Source organism: Pseudomonas sp. Marseille-Q5115 (assembly GCF_916618905.1).
GTDB lineage: Bacteria > Pseudomonadota > Gammaproteobacteria > Pseudomonadales > Pseudomonadaceae > Aquipseudomonas > Aquipseudomonas japonica_A.
This window is the reverse complement of record NZ_CAKAKI010000001.1, coordinates 3,154,750-3,176,547: the sequence shown is the minus strand read 5'-3', so window position 1 is coordinate 3,176,547 and position 21,798 is coordinate 3,154,750. Positions and strand designations below refer to the sequence as shown.

The following is a 21,798-nucleotide window of genomic DNA, read 5'->3' as shown; positions in this document are numbered from 1 at the left end:
GGTAGAGCGCAAAGGGCACCCTGGTAGCAGTCCATTCCCGGGCTTTGGCCGACTACCGGCGGCGGCCCGGGATAGGTCAGGCAATCAACTGCCGCAGCACGTAGTGCAGAATCCCCCCGGCCTTGAAGTATTCCACTTCGTTGAGGGTATCGATCCGGCACAGCACTTCCACATCGGTTTGCTCGCCCGTGGTGCGGGTGATGCGCAAGGTGAGGTGCATGCGCGGGGCGAGGGTGGCGCCGCTGAGGCCGAGGATGTCGAAGCGTTCGCGCCCGGTAAGGCCCAGCGTCTTGCGGCTTTGCTCCGACAGGAACTGCAGCGGCAGCACGCCCATGCCCACCAGGTTGGAGCGGTGAATGCGCTCGAAGCTCTCGGCGATCACCGCCTTCACGCCCAGCAGGTTGGTGCCTTTGGCGGCCCAGTCGCGGCTGGAGCCAGTGCCATACTCCTGGCCGGCGAGAATCACCAGGGGATTACCAGCGGCCTGGTAGCGCATGGCCGCGTCGTAGATGGCCAGCTTCTCGCCGGTCGGGATGTGAATGGTGTTGCCGCCTTCCTCGCCACCCAGCATCTCGTTGCGAATGCGGATATTGGCGAAGGTACCGCGCATCATCACTTCGTGGTTGCCCCGGCGTGAGCCATAGGAGTTGAAGTCCTTGGGCTCCACGCCTTTTTCCCGCAGGTAACGCCCGGCGGGGCTGTCAGCCTTGATATTGCCGGCGGGGGAGATGTGGTCGGTGGTCACGGAGTCGCCCAGCACCGCCAACGCATACGCGCCGTTCACGTCCGCAATCACTGGCAGCGGGCCGGCGATGTCTTCGAAGAAAGGCGGATGCTGGATATAGGTGGAATCCTCTTGCCACACGTAGGTCGCCGCTTGCGGCACTTCGATGGCTTGCCACTGGGCATCACCGGCGAACACTTCGGCGTATTCCTTGTGGAACATGGCAGTGTCCACCTTGGCCACCGCCTCGGCGATTTCCTTCTGGCTGGGCCAGATGTCGCGCAGGTACACCGGTTTGCCGTCTGGGGTGGTGCCCAACGGCTCGCTGGAAATGTCGATGCGCACGTTGCCCGCCAAGGCATAGGCAACTACCAAGGGCGGAGAAGCCAGCCAGTTGGTTTTCACCAGAGGGTGCACTCGGCCCTCGAAGTTGCGGTTGCCGGAGAGTACCGAGGCCACGGTGAGGTCCGCCTGCTGAATGGCTTTCTCGATGGGCGCGTCCAGCGGCCCGGAGTTGCCGATGCAGGTTGTGCAGCCGTAGCCCACCAGGTCGAAGCCCAACTGTTCCAGGTAGGTCAGCAAGCCAGCGGCCTTGTAGTAATCGGTCACCACCTTGGAACCGGGCGCCAGTGAGGTTTTCACCCAGGGCTTGCGGTTAAGGCCTTTCTCCACAGCCTTTTTGGCCAGCAAACCGGCTGCCATCATCACGCTGGGGTTGGAGGTGTTTGTGCAGGAGGTAATCGCCGCGATCACCACCGCGCCGTGCTTCAGCGCATAGGTGTGCGTGCCGTCGCTGTATTCAGCTTCGCCTGCCTGGTCGGCATTGCCCACGGCCACGCCGCCACCGCCTTCGCTTTCCAGCCGGCCTTCCTCCTTGTCGGCGGGCTTGAGCTGCAACCCGATGAAGTCATTGAAGGCTTGGCTCACCTTGCCCAGCGGCACCCGGTCCTGAGGCCGTTTGGGCCCGGCGAGGCTGGATTCCACTTCATTCATGTCCAACTCTAGCTGGGCGCTGAACACCGGTTCCTGGCCCGGCAGACGCCACAGGCCTTGCGCCTTGCAGTAGGCCTCTACCAGTTGCACGGTTTCCTCGGGGCGGCCCGACAAACGCAGGTAGCCCAAGGTAATGTCGTCCACCGGGAAGAAGCCGCAGGTAGCGCCGTATTCAGGTGCCATGTTGGCGATGGTGGCGCGGTCCGCCAACGGCAGCTCGGCCAGCCCGTCACCGTAGAATTCCACGAACTTGCCAACTACACCCTTCTTGCGCAGCATCTGGGTCACGGTCAGCACCAGGTCGGTGGCGGTGATGCCCTCGCGCAGCTTGCCGGTAAGTTTGAAGCCCACCACCTCGGGAATCAGCATGGACACCGGCTGGCCCAGCATGGCAGCTTCTGCCTCGATACCGCCCACACCCCAGCCGAGCACGCCCAGGCCGTTGATCATGGTGGTGTGGGAGTCAGTGCCCACCAGTGTGTCCGGGAAGGCGTAGGTGCGGCCGTCTTCCTCGCGGGTCCACACGGTGCGCCCCAGGTATTCCAGGTTCACCTGGTGGCAGATCCCGGTGCCCGGTGGTACCACGCTGAAGTTGTGGAACGCGCTTTGGCCCCAGCGCAGGAAGGCGTAACGCTCGCCGTTGCGCTCCATTTCAATGTCGACGTTTTCGCCGAACGCCTCGGCGCTGCCGTATCGGTCCACCATCACCGAATGGTCAATGACCAGGTCTACCGGAGACAGCGGGTTGATGCGCTGCGGGTCGGCGCCGGCCTTGGCCACAGCGGCCCGCATGGCAGCCAGGTCTACTACGGCGGGCACGCCGGTGAAGTCCTGCATCAGTACCCGCGCCGGGCGGTACTGGATTTCGCGGTCCGAGCGCCGTTCTTTAAGCCAGTCAGCCAAGGCGTGCAAATCGGCCGAGGTGACGGTGGCGCCATCCTCCCAGCGCAGCAGGTTTTCCAGCAGCACCTTGAGGGACATGGGCAGCTTTTGAAGGTCGCCCAGCTGCGCGGCGGCGGCTGGCAAGCTGAAATAGTGATATTCACGGTCGCCGACCTTGAGGGTCTGCAGGGTTTTCAGGCTATCGAGGGAGGGCATGTAAAGGGTCTCCTGACGGCCCGCACGGCACGGGCCATTGGCTGAGCTTCTTTGCACTGGACTTTCCCGGCGGCTCGGGGGTTCCCATGCGTTTGCCATGGGAATTGTGCAGCGCTCGAACGGTAGCAACCCAACGGCCCACGGCGGGCGCGGCTGCGCTATCATCCGCGGTTTATCGCGCCACCCCTCGATCAATGCAGGGGCTACCCGAACGGCGTGACCTGCGGAGTGTAGATGAATACCTTGTTGTTCCACTGCCGCCCCGGTTTCGAGGGCGAGGTGTGCGCCGAAGTCAGCGAACACGCGGCCACCCTGAATGTACCCGGCTACGCCCGCGCGAAGCCGGCCAGCGCCTGCGCCGAATTCATCTGTACCGATGCCGACGGCCCGGCGCGCTTCATGGCGCAGTTGCGCTTCAGCGAGCTGATTTTCCCTCGCCAATGGGCACGCGGCCAGTACGTGGCACTGCCGGAAACCGACCGTATCAGCGTATTGCTCGAAGCGCTGAAGGATTACCCCACCTTCAGCAGCCTGTGGCTTGAAGTGCTGGACACCAACGACGGCAAGGAGCTATCCACGTTTTGCCGCAAGTTCGAAGCGCCGCTGCGCAAGGCGCTGGAAAAGGCCGGAAAGCTGCGTTCTGGCCCGCCAGGCGCCCGGTTGCTGCTCACTTTCATCAGCGGGCGCCAAGTGTTCGTGGGCGTGGCCGACGAGCAGAACAGCGCGATGTGGCCCATGGGTATCCCACGCTTGAAGTTTCCCCGTGAGGCGCCCAGCCGCTCTACGCTCAAGCTCGAAGAGGCCTGGCACCACTTTATTCCCCGCGACCAGTGGGACGAACGTTTGCACAGCGACATGACCGCCGTGGACCTGGGCGCGGCGCCCGGTGGCTGGACCTGGCAACTGGTGAACCGCGGGATGCTGGTTACCGCCGTGGATAACGGACCCATGGCTCAAAGCCTGATGGACACTGGGCTGGTGCGTCATTTGATGGCGGACGGCTTTACTTACGCACCGCGGCCACCCGTGGACTGGATGGTGTGCGACATCGTGGAAAAACCTGCCCGCAACGCGGCATTGCTGGAGACCTGGCTGGGGGAGGGGCATTGCCGCGAGGCGGTGGTGAACCTCAAACTGCCAATGAAGCAGCGGTACGCCGAAGTGCGTCGGTTGCTGGAGCGGATTCGCGAAGGCTTCAAGGCCCGGCGTATAAATGTGGCCATCGGCTGCAAGCAGCTGTACCACGACCGCGAGGAAGTCACCTGCCACCTGCGCCGGCTCGATCGCTGATGCGCGTGCCCCTTGATCCACTGGCTCGTCTTAAGAGGTAACCATGCCCGAAGCCCTTGAACACCTGAACGTAGATGCTGTGCTGGACGCCACCGGCCTCAATTGCCCGGAGCCGGTGATGATGTTGCACCAGCACGTGCGCGACCTGCCCGCGGGCGGGCTGCTTAAAGTCATCGCCACGGATCCGTCTACCCGACGTGACATTCCCAAATTCTGTGCTTTTCTCGAACACGAACTGGTTGGCCAGGACGAAACGGCCGGCACCTACCTCTACTGGATTCGCAAGAAGGCGCAGTAAGCGCCCATAGGCCCCCCATGCTGATCGTGGCAGACGAAAACATTCCCCTGGTCGAGGCCTTCTTCCAGGGCTTTGGTGAAATCCGCCGGTTGCCTGGGCGCACCCTCAGCGCCGAGGCCGTTCGCGACGCCGATGTGCTGCTGGTGCGCTCGGTTACGCCGGTCAATCAAGCGTTACTCGAAGGCAGCAAGGTCCGCTTTGTGGGCACCTGCACCATCGGCACCGACCACTTGGACCTGCCATGGCTCGAAGCCGCAGGCATCCACTGGGCGAGCGCGCCAGGGTGCAATGCCCGTGGCGTGGTGGATTATGTGCTTGCCAGCCTGTTTACCCTGGCCGAACTGGACGGCGTAGCGCTGCCCGAGCGGCGCTACGGTATCGTTGGCGCGGGCCAGGTGGGCGGCCGGCTGGCAGCGGTGCTGCGCGGGCTGGGCTGGGATGTGCGGGTGTGCGACCCGCCCCGACAGGCTGCGGAAGGGGGCGACTATTGCAGCCTGGAAGACATCATCGAGCAATGCGACGTGATCAGCCTGCACACCCCGTTGACGCGAACCGGGCCGTGCCCCACCTGGCACCTGTTCGATCGTGAACGCCTTGAGCGCCTGCGCCCGGGTGCCTGGCTCATCAATGCAGCGCGGGGCCCGGTGGTTGGTAACGAAGCGCTGAAAACCGTATTGCTGGCCCGTGACGATCTTCAGGCTGTGTTGGATGTATGGGAACAGGAGCCCGCCGTCGACCTTGCCCTGGCCGACCTGTGCGTACTGGCTACGCCGCACATCGCCGGTTACAGCCTGGAAGGGCGCCAGCGCGGTACGGCTGCGATCTATCAGGCGCTGTGTGCATGGCAAGGCGTGCCGTCGCAGGTGTCGCTGGGCGCATTGCTGCCTTCGCCAGCACTGGCGAGCATTACGTTGGACGGCCGCGCCGACCCGGCCTGGGCGCTGGCGATGCTGTGCCGAGCGGTGTACGACCCCCGCAGCGACGATGCGGCCTTCCGGCGTAGCCTCAGTGACGACCCCGCACGCCAGCGCGCAGCGTTCGATGCCTTGCGCAAGGCCTACCCGCCGCGGAGGGAAATCAACGGGCTAAATGTGCGGATCGACGGCGAGGCGCCGCTCTTGCGCCAGTACGTGGAGGCCCTGGGCGCCACGCTGGTGTGACCTGGGAATGAGCCCCGAGCGCTGAATGGAGCGTCAACCCGTAACCTGAGCTTCCTGCCTGCGGGAAGTCTCCAGCGCCTGGCACGCTTCGCGCACCATACCCTCGGTAATGGGGATTTCCCGACCGGCCTCATCGATGATGGCGCCACCTACCCGGTGATGCTCAGGCAGCGGTTGTTGATCGGGAGAAACTTCGGCGGCGTGTTGTGGGCTCATGCGCAGGTCCTCATAGGCTTGGCGATTTGAATGCACTAGGCCGGCTGCGTGACCCTCCGGTTACACGCCAGCCCAGGCAGCAGACTTTTACCTTGCGCATGAGTTCCCCGAGGGGGAACTCAGCGGTATTCGCAGAGGTAAGCGGTTTCGCTGGCGACCTTGAGCTGGAATTTGCTATTGGCGGGCACATTGAACTGGCTGCCGGCCTCGAAGGTTTCCCACTCGTCGCTGTCAGGCAGTTTCACGGTAAGCGCGCCGGACACCACATGCATGATTTCCCGTTGCGCCGTGCCGAATTCATATTCGCCCGCAGCCATCACGCCAATGGTGGCCGGACCTTCAGCGGTTTCGAAGGCAATGGATTTCACAGTGCCGTCGAAGTACTCGTTGACCTTGAACATGGGGCGATTCCTCTCGCTTGGGGCTAAAAACGGTGTGCCAGTATGCCCAAGCGAGCCGGGGGCGTCATCCGCTTTTGTACTGTTCGGGTAACGCCAGGGGCAGCAGGCGAGCCGTATTGCGTGCGTCTTCGAGCGCGCGATGCTGGCTGCCCTGGAACTGCAGGCCGGCCAGCTGAAGGGCGCCGTTGAGCCCGGTAGGTCGGGGAAGCTGGCGAGCCTTGGCAAAGCGCTGCTTGAGGTTCACATGGGGCACACTGGCAAGCCGGCTGGCCAGGTTGTATTCGCGCCAGGCCAATACAAACTGCTGCCGGTCGTAGTCTCCCCAGCTGGCCCATCCCGCCAAGGACGCGGGCATGCGGCCCAGCCAGCGCTCGAACTGTGCCCATACCTGCGGCAACGGTTGGGCCCCGTCGATATCGGCCTGGGTGATATGTGTCAGCTCCCGGCAAAAGGACGTGAGCAAGGGCCTGCGTTGAGGGCGAACGAACCGCTGGAACTGGTCCAGTTCGCGGCCGTCGCGGTCGACCAGGCAGGCGCCGATCTCGATGATTTCCATTTCCTCGACCGGCCAGCCACCCTCGTCGGTGGTGGCTTCCAGGTCAATGACCAGCCAATGCGGCATACGTGGCCCCTTGAATAGCGTTCAAGGCTAGAGCCTAGCCAAGCCGGGAAGGTTCCGATACCTACGCTCAAGGGTGGCCCATGGGGTGATAAGCCACAATCCAGGCGATGAACAAGGACCGAAGTTGTTTGTGCGGGTGAAAACGCCTAGCTTATGTCGATTATCCAGTTGGAGCGTCCGCCTTGTTCCTCACGCCCTCGCGGGCCGCCCTCGTGTTCGCGACCTGGTTCGCTGCTCTTTGCGCAGGCCCGGCCGCCCAGGCTCAGGAGGTTGTCAAAGTCGCCGCGGCGCACTTTCCGCCCTACACCGTACATCCTGAAAGCGGGGCCGACACGGGTTTGCTGCCTGACCTTGTGGCGGCACTGAACCGTGTGCAAGGCCGCTACCTGTTCACATTGGTGCCTACGTCGCTGCCGCGCAGGTTTCAGGACCTGCGCCAGGGGCGGGTGGACATGGCTATCTTCGAGAACCCTCGATGGGGTTGGGAGGCTACGCCCCATGTTGCCGTGGACATGGGCCTGGAGGACGCCGAAGTGTTCGTGGGTCGGCGCATGGACGGCCGCGACGATCGGTATTTCGCGACCCTGGCCAATAAGCGTATGGCCCTGTACAGCGGCTATCACTATGCGTTCGCCGGTTTCAATGCCGAGCCGGAGTACCTGGTCAGCCATTATCAGGCGACCCTGACGTACTCACACGACAGCAATCTGTTGATGGTGGCGCGCAACCGAGCGGACATCGCGCTGGTTACCCGCTCCTACCTCACCAGCTTTTTCGACAAATACCCTGAGCTGAAGGCTTCACTGCTGGTGTCTCAACGCACGGACCAGGTCTATCATCACTATGCGTTGTTGAGGCCAGACGGCCCGATCACTGGCGACGAACTGGCGAGCTATCTGGAGCAGTTGCATGCCAGTGGCGTAATGAAGCGGCTGTTCGCCCCGTACAACGTGGACGTGCTGCCTCGGGTAGACGGCACCGCGGTGATCGGGCACCGGGTGCCGTAGCGGCGCTCAGCCCAGCTCGAAGGCTTCGAGCCGCGCGCCTTCGCGGTCCCACTCCAGCACCCAGCCCTGGCGGTCCCAGTCGCCCAGCACAATTCGCCGCGCTGGCGCCTCGCCCACCTGAAGCTTGTGTACCGCCGGGCGGTGAGTATGGCCGTGGATCAGGGTGGTCACGCCGGCCTGGCCCATAACGCGGGGTACTTCGTCGGGTGTAACGTCGACGATGTCGCGGGCTTTCATGCGGGTATGCGCCTTGCTTTCGTTGCGCAAACGGCGTGCGAGCCGCTGCCGCCAGCCCACCGGCAAGTGTCGCAGCGCCCACAGCGTAAGCGGGTTGCGTAGTACACGGCGCAGCTTGAGGTAGCCTTCGTCGCGGGTACACAGCAGGTCGCCGTGCATCAGCAACACCTCTTCGCCGTCCAGGTCGATCACGCAAGGGTCGCTGAGCAGGGTGCAGCCGGCGGCCTGGCAGAATGCTTCGCCAATCAGGAAATCCCGATTTCCATGCATCAGGTACACCAGGGTGCCGCTGTCGGTCAGCTCCCGCAGGGCGCGGCAAATGCTGGCCTGATAGGGAGACATGGCGTCGTCGCCGATCCAGGCCTCGAAAAAATCCCCGAGGATATAGAGCGCGCGAGCAGCGCGGGCACGGCCCTCGAGGAAGTGCAAAAACGCCCGGGTGATGTCCGGGCGTTCTTCTTGCAGGTGCAGATCAGAGATCAGCAGTATCACTCGATGATCTCGGCTTTCTCGATGACCACGTCTTCTTTCGGCACGTCCTGATGGCCAGCCTTGGAGCCGGTGGCAACGCCCTTGATGGCATCGACCACGTCCTGGCCTTCGATCACTTCACCGAACACGGCGTAGCCCCAGCCCTGGGTGGTAGGCGCGGTGTGGTTGAGGAAGCTGTTGTCGGCCACGTTGATGAAGAACTGCGCGGAGGCCGAGTGCGGCTCCATGGTGCGGGCCATGGCGACGCTGTACTTCTTGTTCGGCAGGCCGTTGTTGGCTTCGTTCTTGATGGGCGCGCGCTTGTCGGTCTTTTCTTTCATGCCAGGCTCGAAGCCGCCGCCCTGGATCATGAAATTGCCGATCACACGGTGGAACACGGTGTTCTCGTAGTGGCCGGCCTTTACGTATTCGATGAAGTTGGCAACGGTGCCAGGTGCCTTGTCTGCGTTGAGCTGCAGAACGATGTCGCCGTGGTTGGTGGACAATTTGACCTTGGACATAAAATTCACTCTTGTCAGATATTCAAGTGGCGCCACGGTTTTAGGGTAGCGGCCTGTTAGTGCCTTGAAAGCTTGAGCTATGATACGGGCTTTGTTTTACCTGGCCTAGTTTTAGCTGGCCTACACCGTATTTGAAGGATTCCATGACCAAGCCTACCGCCGACAACGCTTCGAACGCCGCCGCCAAGGCTGAGCCTGTAGTTCCGGCCAACTTCCTGCGCCCGATCATGCAGGCCGATCTCGAGGCCGGCAAGCACACTGCCATCGTCACGCGCTTCCCGCCGGAGCCCAACGGTTACCTGCACATTGGCCATGCCAAGTCCATCTGCGTGAACTTCGGCCTGGCCGAGGAATTCGGTGGCAGTTGCCACCTGCGTTTCGATGACACCAACCCGGCCAAGGAAGACCAGGAATACATCGACGCCATCATGGCGGACGTGAAATGGCTGGGCTTCCAGTGGGCGGGCGAGGTGCGTTACGCCTCCAGCTACTTCGACCAGCTGCATGCCTGGGCGGTGGAACTGATCAAGGCCGGCAAGGCTTATGTGGACGACCTCACGCCCGAGCAGGCCCGCGAATACCGTGGCAGCCTCACCGAGCCGGGCAAGAACAGCCCCTTCCGTGAGCGTTCGGTAGAGGAAAACCTCGACCTGTTCGCCCGCATGAAGGCCGGCGAATTCAAGGACGGCGAGCGCGTACTGCGGGCGAAGATCGACATGGCTTCGCCCAACATGAACCTGCGCGACCCCATCCTCTACCGCATTCGCCATGCGCATCACCACCAGACCGGCGACGCCTGGTGCATCTACCCCAACTACGACTTCACTCACGGGCAGTCCGACGCGATCGAAGGCATCACCCATTCGATCTGCACCCTGGAGTTCGAAGGCCATCGGCCGCTGTACGAGTGGTTTTTGGAGAATTTGCCGGTGCCGAGCAAGCCGCGCCAGTATGAATTCTCCCGGCTGAACCTGAACTACACCATCACCAGCAAGCGCAAGCTCAAGCAACTGGTGGATGAACAGCACGTGCGCGGCTGGGATGACCCGCGTATGTCCACGCTGCAGGGCTACCGCCGCCGTGGCTACACCCCGCAGGCGATTCGCAACTTCTGCGAGATGATCGGCACCAACCGTTCCGACGGCGTGGTGGACATGGCCATGCTGGAATTCAGCATCCGCGAAGACCTGGACCGCACCGCGCCACGCGCCATGTGCGTGCTGCGCCCGCTGAAGGTGACCATCACCAACTACCCCGAAGGCCAGCAGCAGATGCTGGAACTGGCGCGCCATCCCAAGGAAGACATGGGCGTGCGCCAATTGCCGTTCGCGCGGGAGTTGTACATTGACCGTGACGATTTCATGGAAGCCCCGCCCAAGGGCTACAAGCGTTTGGAGCCGGGTGGCGAAGTGCGCCTGCGTGGCGCCTACGTGATCCGTGCCGACGAAGCGGTGAAAGATGCCGACGGCAACATCGTCGAGCTGCTGTGCTCGTACGATCCCGACACCCTGGGCAAGAACCCCGAGGGCCGCAAGGTGAAGGGCGTGATCCACTGGGTACCGGCCGAGGCCAACGTGGAATGCGAAGTGCGCCTGTACGACCGCCTGTTCCGTTCGGCCAACCCGGAAAAATCCGAAGAAGGCGGCAGCTTCCTGGACAACATCAACCCGGATTCGCTGCAGATCCTCACCGGTTGCCGCGCCGAGCCCTCGCTGGCCCAGGCACTGCCCGAGGACCGTTTCCAGTTCGAGCGCGAAGGGTACTTCTGCGCCGACCTGAAAGACACTCAACCGGGCAAGCCCGTATTCAACCGTACCGTGACCCTGCGTGACTCCTGGAGCTGATGCCGCCGTGCTGAACATCTATAACACGCTGACCAAGGCCAAGGAGCCGTTCAAGCCACTGGATGGCAACAAGGTGCGCATGTACGTGTGCGGGATGACCGTGTACGACTACTGCCACCTGGGGCACGGCCGCAGCATGGTGGCGTTCGACCTGATCACCCGCTGGCTGCGCTACAGTGGATACGACCTCACCTACGTGCGCAACATCACCGACATCGAAGACAAGATCATCAACCGGGCCAACCAGAACGGCGAGCCCTATGACGCCCTTACCGCGCGCATGATCGAGGCGATGCACGAGGACGAGCGCCGGCTGAACATCCTGCCACCCGATCAGGAGCCACGCGCCACCGATCACATCCCTGGCATGCAGGCGATGATCCAGACCCTGATCGACAAGGGCTACGCCTACGCGCCAGGCAATGGCGATGTGTACTACCGCGTGGGCAAGTTCCAAGGCTATGGCAAGCTGTCGCGCAAGCGCATCGAAGACCTGCGCATCGGCGCTCGCATCGAGGTGGAGGAGGCCAAGCAGGACCCGCTCGACTTCGTGCTGTGGAAAGCCGCCAAGCCGGGTGAGCCAAGCTGGGAGTCCCCTTGGGGCCCCGGTCGGCCGGGCTGGCACATCGAGTGCTCGGTGATGTCCACCTGCTGCCTGGGTGAAACCTTTGACATCCACGGCGGCGGCAGCGACCTGGAGTTCCCGCACCACGAGAACGAGATCGCCCAGAGCGAGGCCGCAACCGGCAAGCCCTACGCCAATGCCTGGATGCACTGCGGCATGATCCGCATCAATGGCGAGAAGATGTCCAAGTCGTTGAACAACTTCTTCACCATTCGCGATGTGCTGGAAAAGTACCACCCAGAGGTAGTGCGATACCTGCTGGTGGCTAGCCATTACCGCAGCGCCATCAATTACTCCGAAGACAGCCTGCGCGACGCCAAGAGCGCGCTGGACCGCTTCTACCACGCGCTCAAGGGCTTGCCGGCGAGCGCGGCGGTAGGTGGCGAGGCGTACGTGGAGCGGTTCGCTGCCGCCATGAACGACGACTTCAACACCGCCGAAGCCTGCGCGGTGTTGTTCGACCTCGTGCGGGAGATCAACCGCCTACGTGACACCGACGCCCAGGCCGCCGCTGGCCTGGCCGGGCGTTTGCGTGAACTGGGTGATCTGCTGGGTGTGCTGCAACTGGACGCCGAAGCCTTCCTGCGCGCCGATGCCGAAGGCCGTGTGAATGCCGCTGAGGTGGAAGCGCTGATCCAGGCAAGGCTCCAGGCCCGTACGGACAAGAACTGGGCCGAATCGGACCGCATTCGCGATCAGCTCACCGCCATGGGCGTGGTGCTGGAGGATGGTAAAGGCGGCACCACCTGGCGGTTGGCGGACTAACGTCGGCTGCATGCGAGACCTGGCGGAGCCAGATAATGGCCTCGATCAGGGCTTGATGGCCCTGTTCGCAGGCTGGCGCCAGCTCCTACGGGCCTGCACTCTCCGCTGGCCAAGCGCCTGCGTTCATCTCGCGCAGGCGTTTGTACACGGTGTTGCGGCTTACGCCCAGCCGGCGTGCCACCTGCGAAATATTGCCGTCGGTGGCCCGCAGCAGGGCGTTGATGTCCTGGGCGGGTACTTCCACTACCCGGGGTGATGGCGCAGGGGCGAAGGGGGCGAGGAGGGTGTCGGGCAAATGCTCCGGTTCGATCCTGCCGTCGTCTGCCAAGGCCAGCGCCACTTGAATCACGCTGCTCAACTGGCGCAGGTTGCCGGGCCAGGGGTGGTTCATCAGCGCCTGCAGCGCCGCGTCACTGAAACCGGCGCGTTGTTCGGGCTGCCGGTGCTGTTCCCAGATCGCGTGAATTAGTTCAAGGCGGTCGCTGCGTTCGCGCAGCGGCGGCAGCTTCAATGTGCAGCCTGCAATGCGGTAGTACAAATCTTCACGAAAGCTGCCCTCGGCCACGGCTTGCGCCAGGTCCCGGTGGGTCGCGCAAATCACCCGCACATCCACCGCCACTGGATCGCCGCTGCCCAAGGGTTGAATGCAGCGCTCCTGCAGCACGCGCAATAGCCGCGCCTGGGTGGGCAGCGGCATGTCGCCGATTTCGTCGAAAAACAGCACGCCTTTGTCCGCCTTGCGGATCAGCCCTGCATTGCCTTTCTGGTTCGCACCCGTGAACGCGCCTTTTTCATAGCCGAACAGTTCGGACTCCACCAGCTCCATCGGGATCGCCGCGCAGTTCACTGCTATCAGCGGTTGGCTGGCGCGGGAACTGGCAGTATGCAGCGCCTTCACCAGCACCTCTTTCCCGGCGCCGGTTTCTCCGCTGATCAGCAGCGGAATATCCCGTTCGAGCATGCGCAGGCCTTTATTCACCAGCGCGGTTTGTTCGCTGGGCGAGGCGGTTGCCTGGGGTGTGGGTTCGTGGGTGGGTTCAGCAAACATTGGAGGCGGCTGCGGCCGGCGGCAAGCAGGGGAAACGGGAGTGGGGCAGGCCGGGCCGCCAGGTCTGCCAGGCTGGTTCGGAAAAGAGTCTCGATTGGCAAGTTTCGCGGATCCTTGCCCAGCAGCGTGTCTGCCCGTCGGTTGGCTGCAATCACCTGGCCTCGAGGGTTCACCACAACCACGCCCGCCCAGGGGCTGTCCAGGTTGTTGCGCGCCGTATTGAATACCAGCCGGTGGTAGCCCCCGGCGAAGCGAGCCTCCAGCAGGGCATTTTCCAGCGCTTGCGCCATCATCTTCACGGTGCCCAGAGTATGCGAAGGCGGCAGGAAACTATCGCTGGACAGTCCCAGTACGCCCACCAGGCGCCGGTCCGCATCGTACACCGGCGCGGCGGAACCGCTCATGAACCGGTTGGCCGCCAGGAAGTGCTCGTCGTGTTCCACGTGCACCGCCTGGCCGCAAGCGAGCGCCGTGCCCAGAGCGTTGCAGCCCACACGGGCCTCGCTCCAATCAGCCCCCTCCATGAAAGCGCGGGCCTGGACTGGCTCAAAGCGCGGCGTGCCCCAGCTGCGTAACAGCCGACCGTGTTCATCGGCCAGCACCAGTAGCGCCTGGATGGGCGCCAGTACCTGGCCATACGTGGGTAGCAGTTGGGTATCGGCGATACTTAGCAGTTCGTTCCGGCGCCCTCGCCATTGCTCAACGGAAGCGGGCGTCGGTGTGCCGTGGTCAGGGGCATCGTGCGCGTGAAGCCCAGCGGCGACAGAGCGCGCCCAGGCTTCGCGGATGGCTTGTTCGTGAACGATGCCGTGGCTGCTTGCGGACATTGCGCTGCCCTTTATGGTTATTTTTGTTCACCCAGTGTTGTTCAAACCTGAACCTTGTCAACACTTCGGGTGTTCAATTGTTCAGTCCTGGCTGTTCATTTTTGTTCAGTTGCGAACCTTCAGGCGCAGCGGCGGGCCCTGGAACGGGGCTTTCTGGAAAATGGCACGGATGTGGCTATAGCCCTGGCACTACAACAACAAGGTTGCCGCCATGGCACTGGAACTGCGCAATGTGTGTCGCATCGTGGACGGGCAGCGCTGGATCGACAACGCCGACCTGCGCTTCGAAGCCGGCTCCTTCAACGTACTGCTCGGGCGTACCTTGTCCGGCAAAACCAGCCTCATGCGACTGATGGCCGGCCTGGACCGGCCCGACAGCGGCCAGGTGCTGATGCATGGCAAGGACGTGACCGGTGTGCCGGTGCGTGCTCGCAAGGTGTCGATGGTTTACCAGCAGTTCATCAATTACCCGAACCTTACCGTTTACGAAAACATTGCCTCACCGCTGCGCCAGGCACGATTGGCCCACGATGAAATCGACCAGCGCGTGCGTACCACGGCCAAGATGCTGCGGATCGAACCCTTTCTTTCGCGGTATCCGCTGGAGCTCTCCGGTGGGCAGCAACAACGTACGGCCATGGCCCGCGCGCTGGTGAAGGACGCCGAGCTCATCCTGTTCGACGAACCCTTGGTGAACCTGGACTACAAGCTGCGCGAAGAACTGCGCCTGGAAATGCGCGAGCTGTTCGCCGCCCGCCATACCATCGCTATCTACGCCACCACTGAACCGAACGAAGCGCTGGCCTTGGGCGGCACCACGACCATTGTGCACGAGGGGCGGATCATCCAGAGCGGTGATACCGCGCAGGTGTACCAACGCCCGAGCGAGGTGCTGGCGGCAGAGTTGTTCTCCGAGCCCCCGCTCAACCTATTGCCCGGGCGGATCAGCGGCGGGGAAACCAGCTTCGCCGACTTCGCGCATTTTCCCCTCAATGCCGACCTTCAAGGGATAGGCGAGGGGGACTTCCGCTTTGGCGTGCGCCCCAGCCATATCAGCCTGGTGCCGTCCAACGATGACGACCTGGAACTGGCCGTAACGGTGGAGCTGGCCGAAATCAGCGGTTCTGAAACCTTCCTCCACGTTCGCAATGATCAATGGCGCCTGGTGGCGCATCTGCCTGGTGTGCATGAGTTCGCCGTGGACGCCCCGATCAAGGTGTACATCCCCACTCATAAACTGTTCGTGTTCGAGCCGCAGGGGCGTTTGGTGCAAGCCCCCGGCCGGCGCGCGGCGAGGGTTGCCTGATGGCCGAGATCCGTTTGCAGCAACTGGCCCACAGCTATGCCCGGCAACCTGGCGCGCCGGAAGATTACGCCTTGCGCCAGCTTGACCACATCTGGGCTCAGGGTGGCGCCTATGCGCTGCTGGGGCCGTCCGGCTGCGGCAAGTCTACGTTGCTCAACATCATTTCCGGCTTGCTCACGCCGTCTGAAGGCCAGGTGCTGTTCGACGGCAAGCGGGTGAACGAGCTTACCCCCGAGCAGCGCAACATTGCCCAGGTGTTTCAGTTCCCGGTGGTGTACGACACCATGACGGTGTTCGACAACCTGGCGTTCCCGCTGCGCAACCAGGGCATGGCAGCGGACCGGGTGCGCCAGAAGGTTCAGGAAATCGCCGAGGTGCTGGAGCTCACGCCGGTGCTGAGTAAAAAGGCCCGCAACCTCAGCGCCGACGAAAAGCAGAAGGTGTCCATGGGGCGGGGGCTGGTGCGCGATGACGTGTCGGCGATCCTCTTCGACGAGCCGCTGACGGTGATCGACCCGCACCTCAAATGGAAGCTGCGGCGCAAGCTCAAGCAAATCCACGAGCAGTTCAACATCACCATGGTCTACGTGACCCACGATCAGCTGGAGGCCTCCACCTTCGCCGACAAGATCGCGGTAATGTACGGCGGCCAGATCGTACAGTTCGGCACCCCTCGCGAACTGTTCGAGCGGCCTCGCCACAGCTTTGTCGGCTACTTCATTGGAAGCCCGGGCATGAACCTGATCGAGGTGACCGAGCGCAACGGTGAGCTGACCTTCGGTGACGTGACCTTGCCGGTGCCCGCCGGGCTCTCGGGGCAACTGCCGGCGCTGGCCGGGCAGCGTTTGCAATTGGGCATCCGCCCCGAATTCGTCCGCATCTGGGATGCGCCTTCGGAGCACACCTTATCCGCGCGGCTGCGCCATGTGGAAGACCTGGGCACCTATCGCATCGTCACGTTGGAGCTCGGTGGGCAACGGGTAATGGCCCGGTTGCCCGAGGATCGGCAACTGCCGGAAGGTGATGTGCCGGTGAGCTTCCCGGCACCTTGGCTGATGCTCTATGCCAACGATGTGCTGGTGGAGGCCGACCAATGAACAAGGTGCCCAACAACAAGGCATGGTGGCTGGTACTGCCTGTGTTCATCCTGGTCGCCTTCAGCGCCATCGTGCCGATGATGACCGTGGTTAACTACTCGGTGCAGGACATCTTCGATACCTCCAGCCGCTTCTTTGTAGGCGCCGACTGGTATCGGCAGGTGCTGCAGGACCCACGCCTGCATGACTCACTCCTGCGCCAGTTCGTTTACTCGGCGTGCGTGTTGGCCATCGAGATTCCGCTGGGGATCGGCATTGCCCTCACCATGCCGGCAAAGGGGCGACGTGCCTCTCTGGTGCTGATCGTGATGGCCATTCCGCTGCTCATTCCATGGAACGTGGTAGGGACCATCTGGCAGATCTTCGGCCGCGGCGACATCGGCCTGATGGGCTGGGCGCTGAACGCCATGGGGGTGGACTACAACTACGCCGCGCACACCCGCGATGCCTGGGGCACGGTGCTGGTGATGGACGTGTGGCACTGGACCTCGCTGGTGGCCTTGCTGTGCTACTCCGGCCTGCGGGCAATCCCCGATGTGTATTACCAGGCCGCGCGCATCGACCGGGCCTCGCCCTGGGCGGTGTTCCGCTATATCCAACTGCCCAAGCTGAAAAGCGTGCTGCTGATCGCCGTGATGCTGCGCTTCATGGACAGCTTCATGATTTACACCGAGCCCTTCGTGCTCACCGGCGGCGGCCCAGGTAATGCCACCACCTTCCTGAGCCAGACTCTCACGCAGATGGCGGTGGGGCAGTTCGACCTGGGGCCGGCGGCGGCGTTCTCGCTGGTGTACTTCCTGATCATTTTGCTGGTGTCCTGGCTGTTCTATACCGCCATGACCCATGGCGACCAGGACTAAGGAGCAACGACCATGCGCAAACCCATTGCCCTGACGATGTTTCTGGCGTTTTTGCTGATCCCCATTTATTGGCTGATCAACATGTCGTTCAAGACCAACACGGAGATTCTCGGTGGCCTCACGCTGTGGCCCAAAGACTTCACACTGCAGAACTATCAGGTAATTTTCACCGATCCCAGCTGGTATGAGGGCTACCTCAACTCGTTGTCCTACGTGACCCTCAACACTTTGATATCGCTGTTGGTGGCGCTGCCGGCGGCCTATGCGTTTTCCCGGTACCGGTTCCTCGGCGACAAGCACCTGTTCTTCTGGCTGCTCACCAACCGCATGGCGCCGCCGGCGGTGTTCCTGTTGCCGTTCTTTCAGCTGTATTCCTCCATCGGCTTGTTCGACACGCCTTATGCCGTGGCGCTTGCCCATTGCCTGTTCAACGTGCCGCTGGCGGTGTGGATTCTCGAAGGCTTCATGTCGGGCGTGCCCAAAGAGATCGACGAAACGGCCTACATTGATGGCTACGGTTTCTGGAAGTTTTTCCTGCGGATATTCATCCCATTGATTGGCTCCGGCATCGGTGTGACGGCGTTCTTCTGTTTCATGTTTTCGTGGGTGGAGTTGCTGCTGGCGCGCACCCTGACCAGCGTCAACGCCAAGCCTATCGCTGCGGTCATGACCCGTACGGTGTCGGCCGCCGGGATCGACTGGGGGGTGCTGGCGGCAGCCGGTGTGCTCACCATCCTGCCAGGCCTGCTGGTGATCTGGTTCGTTCGCAACCATGTGGCCAAGGGCTTTGCCCTGGGCCGTGTTTAAGGGAGCCGTAGCATGAGCTGGATGGCCTGGACTCTTCCTACCGCGGTGTTCTTCATTGCCGTAGGCCTGTTGCTGGTGGCCATGACCACTATCGAATTGCGTTGGCCGGGTGCCGAGCGGCGGGGCTTTTTGCCCATTGCCACTACCCGCGGCGATCGGCTGTTTATCGGCCTTCTTGGTAGCGCCTACCTTCACCTGGTGATCGTGGGCGCTACCGACTGGAGCATCTGGGTCGCCTCGGCGCTGGCCCTGGTGTGGTTGGCAGTAGTGATGCGCTGGGGCTGAACGCCCTTTGCTAGAACAGCGCGGGCCGTTGGCCTGGCGCGTACATCCATTCGGGAGATTCCCCATGTTCGAGAATAAAAACAACAGGCGACAGGGCATCACGCTGGCCGCCCTGCTGGTGTTCACTGCCTACGGCTCGCACGCCTTCGCCGATCAGTATGAAGATGCGGCAAAAAAGTGGATCGGCAGTGAATTCACGCCCTCCACCCTTACCCCGGATCAACAGATGGCCGAGCTGAAGTGGTTCATCGAAGCGGCCAAGCCGTTCCGCGGCATGAGCATCAAGGTGGTGTCCGAGACGCTCACCACCCATGAATATGAGTCCAAGGTACTGGCCAAGGCGTTCACCGAGATCACCGGCATCAAGCTGACCCACGACCTGGTGCAAGAGGGCGACGTGGTTGAGAAGCTGCAGACCCAGATGCAGTCCGACCAGAACATCTACGACGGCTGGGTGAACGACTCTGACCTGATCGGCACCCACTTCCGCTACGGCAAGGTGGAATCCCTGACCGACCTGATGGCCAATGAGGGCAAGGATTACACCTCGCCAACCCTGGACATCAACGACTTCATCGGCATTTCCTTCACCACCGCGCCCGACAAGAAAATCTACCAATTGCCCGACCAGCAGTTCGCCAACCTGTACTGGTTCCGCGCCGACTGGTTCGAGCGCCCTGACCTGAAAGCGAAGTTCAAGGCCAAGTATGGCTATGACCTGGGCGTGCCAGTGAACTGGTCCGCCTACGAGGACATCGCCAAGTTCTTCAGCGAAGACGTGAAAGAGATCGATGGCAAGCGCGTCTATGGCCACATGGACTACGGCAAAAAAGATCCGTCCCTCGGCTGGCGGTTCACCGACGCCTGGTTCTCCATGGCCGGTGGCGGCGACAAGGGTTTGCCCAACGGCCTGCCTGTGGATGAGTGGGGTATCCGCGTGGAGAACTGCCGCCCGGTGGGTTCCAGCGTGACCCGCGGCGGCGATACCAACGGCCCTGCCGCGGTATTTGCCACGCAGAAATACATCGACTGGCTCAAGGCCTATGCCCCACCGCAAGCCGCCGGCATGACCTTCTCCGAAGCAGGGCCGGTGCCGGCCCAGGGCGCGGTGGCCCAGCAGATTTTCTGGTACACCGCCTTCACCGCAGACATGACCAAGCCTGGCTTGCCGGTGGTGAACAGCGACGGCACGCCGAAGTGGCGGATGGCGCCGTCGCCCAAGGGCCCCTACTGGGAGGAGGGCATGAAGCTGGGCTACCAGGACACCGGTTCCTGGACCTTCTTCAAATCCACCCCCGAGAAGCAGCGGCTGGCCGCCTGGCTGTACGCACAGTTCGTGACCGCCAAGACCGTGTCGCTGAAGAAGACCATCGTAGGGCTGACCCCGATTCGCGAATCGGACATCAACTCGCAGGCCATGACCGACCTGGCGCCCAAGCTCGGCGGGCTGGTGGAGTTCTACCGCAGCCCGGCGCGGGTGCAGTGGACGCCGACCGGGACCAACGTGCCGGACTACCCGAAACTGGCGCAGCTGTGGTGGAAGCACGTGTCTGATGCGGTCAGCGGCGAGAAGTCTGCCCAGGAAGCCCTCGACGGGCTGGCGGCGGATCAGGATGCAGTGCTCAAGCGGCTGGAGCGCGCGCAGGCCAACTCCGCGTGCGGGCCTAAGCTGAACGAGGAGAAAACCGCCCAGTACTGGTTCGACCAGCCCGGCGCGCCCAAACCCAAACTGGCCAACGAGAAACCCCAGGGCCAGACCGTCAACTACAACGAGCTGCTGAAGTCGTGGGAGGCGGCGAAGAAATAAACATGCCGCCATTCCCGGACTAATGCCCGGTCTACAGGAGTAGGACCGGGTGAAGCCCGGGAATGGACGGACTGTTCACTACCAGTTCCTGGGTGTTTAAAGGTCAGCCGTGCAGTGCCTCGGCGGCGTACAGGGTATTTTCCAGCAGGCAAGCGCGGGTCATGGGGCCCACGCCGCCGGGTACGGGCGTGATCCAGCCAGCGCGGGGCAGGGCGGTTTCGTACACCACGTCGCCTACCAGTTTGCCGTCTTCCTGGCGGTTGATGCCCACGTCGATCACGATAGCGCCCGGCTTGATCCACTCCCCTTTCACCAGCCCCGGCTTGCCCGCAGCCACGACGACCAGGTCGGCACGGCTGACATGGTCGGCCAGGTCACGGGTGAAGCGATGGGTAACGGTGACCGTACAGCCACCGAGCAACAGCTCCATGGCCATGGGGCGGCCCACAATGTTGGAGGCGCCCACTACCACAGCGTTCATGCCATAGAGGTCCTGGCCGGTGCTTTCCAGCAGCGTCATGATCCCCTTGGGCGTACAGGGCCGCAGCAATGGAATGCGCTGGGCCAGCCGGCCGATGTTGTAGGGGTGGAAGCCGTCCACGTCCTTGTCGGGGCGAATTCGCTCCAGCAGCCCGGATGCGTCCAGCCCCTCGGGCAATGGCAGTTGCAGCAGGATGCCGTCGATGGCCGGGTCTGCATTGAGCCGGTCGATCAAACTTTCGAGTTCGTCCTGGTACGTGGTGGCTGGAAGGTCGTACGCCTGAGACAGGAAGCCGACTTCTTCGCAGTCCTTGCGCTTGTGAGACACATACACCTGCGACGCAGGGTCGGTGCCCACCAGGATGACGGCCAGCCCGGGAACCCGCAGCCCTTGTTCCCGCCGTTGGGCCACTCGCTGGGCAATCCGCTGGCGCAGGCTGGCGGCAATGGCCTTGCCGTCGATAAGTTGTGCTGTCATGACGCGTGATAAACCATCGAAGGGGAAGAAAATGTGCGGGTATTCTCGCATGCCGGGCGGTCAGGTCAAAGGCGCCGAGACGAGCGAATCCGCTAACTCCTTTAATTCAATGCATTTTTTTCTACAAAACAGTTGACTGCCCTTGGGGCCCTCTATAAGATTCGTCGCACTTGTCGGGCAGGGCCTAACGCTGGCGCAAGTGACCGCTGAAAACCTCTTGTCCTTCAATTGGTTATCAGGCATTTACGCGGTGCGGCTTTTTCACTTCAGCCCTGAAGTTGAAATACAGAGCGCCCGTAGCTCAGCTGGATAGAGCATCCGCCTTCTAAGCGGATGGTCGCAGGTTCGAGTCCTGCCGGGCGCGCCATTTGGCAGCTTTGGCACTCAGCCCTGAACAAGTAATGCAATATGGTGGGCGTAGCTCAGTTGGTAGAGCGCTGGATTGTGATTCCAGTTGTCGTGGGTTCGATTCCCATCGTCCACCCCATATTCACAAAGGCGCCTTACGCAAGTCTGGCGCCTTTGCTTTAA

General features: G+C 62.6%; 19 protein-coding genes, 2 tRNA genes and 1 pseudogene. 14 read left to right on the top strand and 8 right to left on the bottom strand.

The features are described from left to right. Positions 1-76 precede the first annotated feature (76 nt). Complete coding sequence (gene acnA / locus LG385_RS14600) at positions 77-2,815, bottom strand: aconitate hydratase AcnA (RefSeq protein WP_225774877.1); 2,739 nt, start codon at positions 2,813-2,815, stop codon at positions 77-79. 234 nt (positions 2,816-3,049) lie between these two features. Between acnA and rlmM the strand changes: the two genes are divergently transcribed. The 3 genes from rlmM to pdxB are packed head-to-tail and all read left to right on the top strand — an operon-like array spanning position 3,050 to position 5,563. Further along, the gene (gene rlmM, locus LG385_RS14595) at positions 3,050-4,105 is read left to right on the top strand and encodes a 23S rRNA (cytidine(2498)-2'-O)-methyltransferase RlmM (protein WP_181114864.1); all 1,056 of its coding nucleotides are present in this window, start codon (positions 3,050-3,052) and stop codon (positions 4,103-4,105) included. 43 nt (positions 4,106-4,148) lie between these two features. Beyond that, complete coding sequence (gene tusA, locus LG385_RS14590) at positions 4,149-4,403, top strand: sulfurtransferase TusA (protein WP_181114861.1); 255 nt, start codon at positions 4,149-4,151, stop codon at positions 4,401-4,403. A 17-nt stretch (positions 4,404-4,420) separates the two neighbouring features. After that, a complete protein-coding gene (pdxB, locus tag LG385_RS14585) occupies positions 4,421-5,563 on the top strand; it encodes a 4-phosphoerythronate dehydrogenase PdxB (RefSeq protein WP_225774876.1) in 1,143 nt (380 codons plus the stop codon). Positions 5,564-5,596: 33 nt separating this feature from the next. Here pdxB and LG385_RS14580 read toward each other — a convergent pair whose 3' ends face one another. From LG385_RS14580 to LG385_RS14570, 3 genes are all read right to left on the bottom strand, one after another. Next, a complete protein-coding gene (locus LG385_RS14580) occupies positions 5,597-5,779 on the bottom strand; it encodes a PA1571 family protein (protein ID WP_225774875.1) in 183 nt (60 codons plus the stop codon). Between the two features lie 119 nt (positions 5,780-5,898). After that, complete coding sequence (locus LG385_RS14575; protein WP_181114853.1) at positions 5,899-6,180, bottom strand: pyrimidine/purine nucleoside phosphorylase; 282 nt, start codon at positions 6,178-6,180, stop codon at positions 5,899-5,901. Between the two features lie 64 nt (positions 6,181-6,244). Beyond that, the gene (locus LG385_RS14570; RefSeq protein ID WP_181114850.1) at positions 6,245-6,802 is read right to left on the bottom strand and encodes an exonuclease domain-containing protein; all 558 of its coding nucleotides are present in this window, start codon (positions 6,800-6,802) and stop codon (positions 6,245-6,247) included. Between the two features lie 182 nt (positions 6,803-6,984). On the opposite strand from LG385_RS14570, the gene LG385_RS14565 reads away from it, so the two are divergent. Then, the gene (locus LG385_RS14565) at positions 6,985-7,809 is read left to right on the top strand and encodes a substrate-binding periplasmic protein (RefSeq protein WP_413247327.1); all 825 of its coding nucleotides are present in this window, start codon (positions 6,985-6,987) and stop codon (positions 7,807-7,809) included. A gap of 6 nt (positions 7,810-7,815) precedes the next feature. Here the strand turns inward: LG385_RS14565 and LG385_RS14560 are convergent, their stop codons facing one another. Together LG385_RS14560 and LG385_RS14555 are read right to left on the bottom strand one after the other, a co-directional pair. Next, positions 7,816-8,538: a UDP-2,3-diacylglucosamine diphosphatase gene (locus tag LG385_RS14560; RefSeq protein ID WP_225774874.1), complete on the bottom strand. Its 723-nt coding sequence runs from the start codon at positions 8,536-8,538 to the stop codon at positions 7,816-7,818. Next, complete coding sequence (locus LG385_RS14555) at positions 8,535-9,038, bottom strand: peptidylprolyl isomerase (RefSeq protein ID WP_225774873.1); 504 nt, start codon at positions 9,036-9,038, stop codon at positions 8,535-8,537. Before LG385_RS14555 ends, LG385_RS14560 begins: the two co-directional genes overlap by 4 nt. A gap of 143 nt (positions 9,039-9,181) precedes the next feature. Between LG385_RS14555 and LG385_RS14550 the strand changes: the two genes are divergently transcribed. Then, positions 9,182-10,882, top strand: a complete 1,701-nt coding sequence (locus tag LG385_RS14550) for a glutamine--tRNA ligase/YqeY domain fusion protein (RefSeq protein ID WP_225774872.1) — start codon at positions 9,182-9,184, stop codon at positions 10,880-10,882. A gap of 7 nt (positions 10,883-10,889) precedes the next feature. Then, entirely contained in the window at positions 10,890-12,272 is a 1,383-nt protein-coding gene (gene cysS, locus LG385_RS14545; RefSeq protein ID WP_225774871.1) for a cysteine--tRNA ligase, read from the top strand. Between the two features lie 85 nt (positions 12,273-12,357). Here the strand turns inward: cysS and LG385_RS14540 are convergent. After that, positions 12,358-14,147, bottom strand: a pseudogene (locus LG385_RS14540) (sigma-54-dependent Fis family transcriptional regulator). Between the two features lie 211 nt (positions 14,148-14,358). Between LG385_RS14540 and LG385_RS14535 the strand changes: the two are divergent. The 6 genes from LG385_RS14535 (at position 14,359) to LG385_RS14510 (ending at position 20,309) form a co-directional block, all read left to right on the top strand. Then, positions 14,359-15,453, top strand: coding sequence for an ABC transporter ATP-binding protein (locus LG385_RS14535; RefSeq protein WP_181114834.1), 1,095 nt, complete (start codon positions 14,359-14,361; stop codon positions 15,451-15,453). After that, on the top strand, positions 15,453-16,550 hold the full coding sequence (locus LG385_RS14530; RefSeq protein ID WP_225774870.1) for an ABC transporter ATP-binding protein: 1,098 nt from the start codon (positions 15,453-15,455) through the stop codon (positions 16,548-16,550). Before LG385_RS14535 ends, LG385_RS14530 begins: the two co-directional genes overlap by 1 nt. Continuing rightward, positions 16,547-17,410: a carbohydrate ABC transporter permease gene (locus LG385_RS14525; RefSeq protein WP_225774869.1), complete on the top strand. Its 864-nt coding sequence runs from the start codon at positions 16,547-16,549 to the stop codon at positions 17,408-17,410. Before LG385_RS14530 ends, LG385_RS14525 begins: the two co-directional genes overlap by 4 nt. 12 nt (positions 17,411-17,422) lie before the next feature. Beyond that, a complete protein-coding gene (locus LG385_RS14520) occupies positions 17,423-18,217 on the top strand; it encodes a carbohydrate ABC transporter permease (RefSeq protein WP_181114828.1) in 795 nt (264 codons plus the stop codon). A 12-nt stretch (positions 18,218-18,229) separates the two neighbouring features. Further along, positions 18,230-18,502: a DUF2160 domain-containing protein gene (locus LG385_RS14515; protein ID WP_181114826.1), complete on the top strand. Its 273-nt coding sequence runs from the start codon at positions 18,230-18,232 to the stop codon at positions 18,500-18,502. A 64-nt stretch (positions 18,503-18,566) separates the two neighbouring features. After that, positions 18,567-20,309, top strand: coding sequence for an ABC transporter substrate-binding protein (locus LG385_RS14510; RefSeq protein ID WP_181114824.1), 1,743 nt, complete (start codon positions 18,567-18,569; stop codon positions 20,307-20,309). Between the two features lie 103 nt (positions 20,310-20,412). Here LG385_RS14510 and folD read toward each other — a convergent pair whose 3' ends face one another. Further along, positions 20,413-21,267, bottom strand: coding sequence for a bifunctional methylenetetrahydrofolate dehydrogenase/methenyltetrahydrofolate cyclohydrolase FolD (gene folD / locus LG385_RS14505; RefSeq protein WP_225774868.1), 855 nt, complete (start codon positions 21,265-21,267; stop codon positions 20,413-20,415). A 290-nt stretch (positions 21,268-21,557) separates the two neighbouring features. Here folD and LG385_RS14500 point away from each other — a divergent pair. Continuing rightward, positions 21,558-21,634: transfer RNA gene (locus LG385_RS14500), tRNA-Arg, on the top strand. A 44-nt stretch (positions 21,635-21,678) separates the two neighbouring features. After that, positions 21,679-21,754, top strand: a tRNA-His gene (locus LG385_RS14495). The last annotated feature ends 44 nt before the right edge of the window (positions 21,755-21,798 follow it).

Excerpts from the sequence above, each read along its gene's own strand:
- folD (WP_225774868.1), bottom strand. The coding sequence starts at position 21,267 with ATGACAGCACAACTTATCGACGGCAAGGCCATTGCCGCCAGCCTGCGC.
- LG385_RS14575 (WP_181114853.1), bottom strand. The coding sequence starts at position 6,180 with ATGTTCAAGGTCAACGAGTACTTCGACGGCACTGTGAAATCCATTGCC.
- rlmM (WP_181114864.1), top strand. The coding sequence starts at position 3,050 with ATGAATACCTTGTTGTTCCACTGCCGCCCCGGTTTCGAGGGCGAGGTG.
- LG385_RS14530 (WP_225774870.1), top strand. The coding sequence starts at position 15,453 with ATGGCCGAGATCCGTTTGCAGCAACTGGCCCACAGCTATGCCCGGCAA.
- LG385_RS14570 (WP_181114850.1), bottom strand. The coding sequence starts at position 6,802 with ATGCCGCATTGGCTGGTCATTGACCTGGAAGCCACCACCGACGAGGGT.
- LG385_RS14520 (WP_181114828.1), top strand. The coding sequence starts at position 17,423 with ATGCGCAAACCCATTGCCCTGACGATGTTTCTGGCGTTTTTGCTGATC.
- LG385_RS14510 (WP_181114824.1), top strand. The coding sequence starts at position 18,567 with ATGTTCGAGAATAAAAACAACAGGCGACAGGGCATCACGCTGGCCGCC.
- LG385_RS14580 (WP_225774875.1), bottom strand. The coding sequence starts at position 5,779 with ATGAGCCCACAACACGCCGCCGAAGTTTCTCCCGATCAACAACCGCTG.
- tusA (WP_181114861.1), top strand. The coding sequence starts at position 4,149 with ATGCCCGAAGCCCTTGAACACCTGAACGTAGATGCTGTGCTGGACGCC.
- LG385_RS14550 (WP_225774872.1), top strand. The coding sequence starts at position 9,182 with ATGACCAAGCCTACCGCCGACAACGCTTCGAACGCCGCCGCCAAGGCT.
- LG385_RS14555 (WP_225774873.1), bottom strand. The coding sequence starts at position 9,038 with ATGTCCAAGGTCAAATTGTCCACCAACCACGGCGACATCGTTCTGCAG.
- pdxB (WP_225774876.1), top strand. The coding sequence starts at position 4,421 with ATGCTGATCGTGGCAGACGAAAACATTCCCCTGGTCGAGGCCTTCTTC.
- LG385_RS14515 (WP_181114826.1), top strand. The coding sequence starts at position 18,230 with ATGAGCTGGATGGCCTGGACTCTTCCTACCGCGGTGTTCTTCATTGCC.
- LG385_RS14535 (WP_181114834.1), top strand. The coding sequence starts at position 14,359 with ATGGCACTGGAACTGCGCAATGTGTGTCGCATCGTGGACGGGCAGCGC.
- LG385_RS14525 (WP_225774869.1), top strand. The coding sequence starts at position 16,547 with ATGAACAAGGTGCCCAACAACAAGGCATGGTGGCTGGTACTGCCTGTG.
- acnA (WP_225774877.1), bottom strand. The coding sequence starts at position 2,815 with ATGCCCTCCCTCGATAGCCTGAAAACCCTGCAGACCCTCAAGGTCGGC.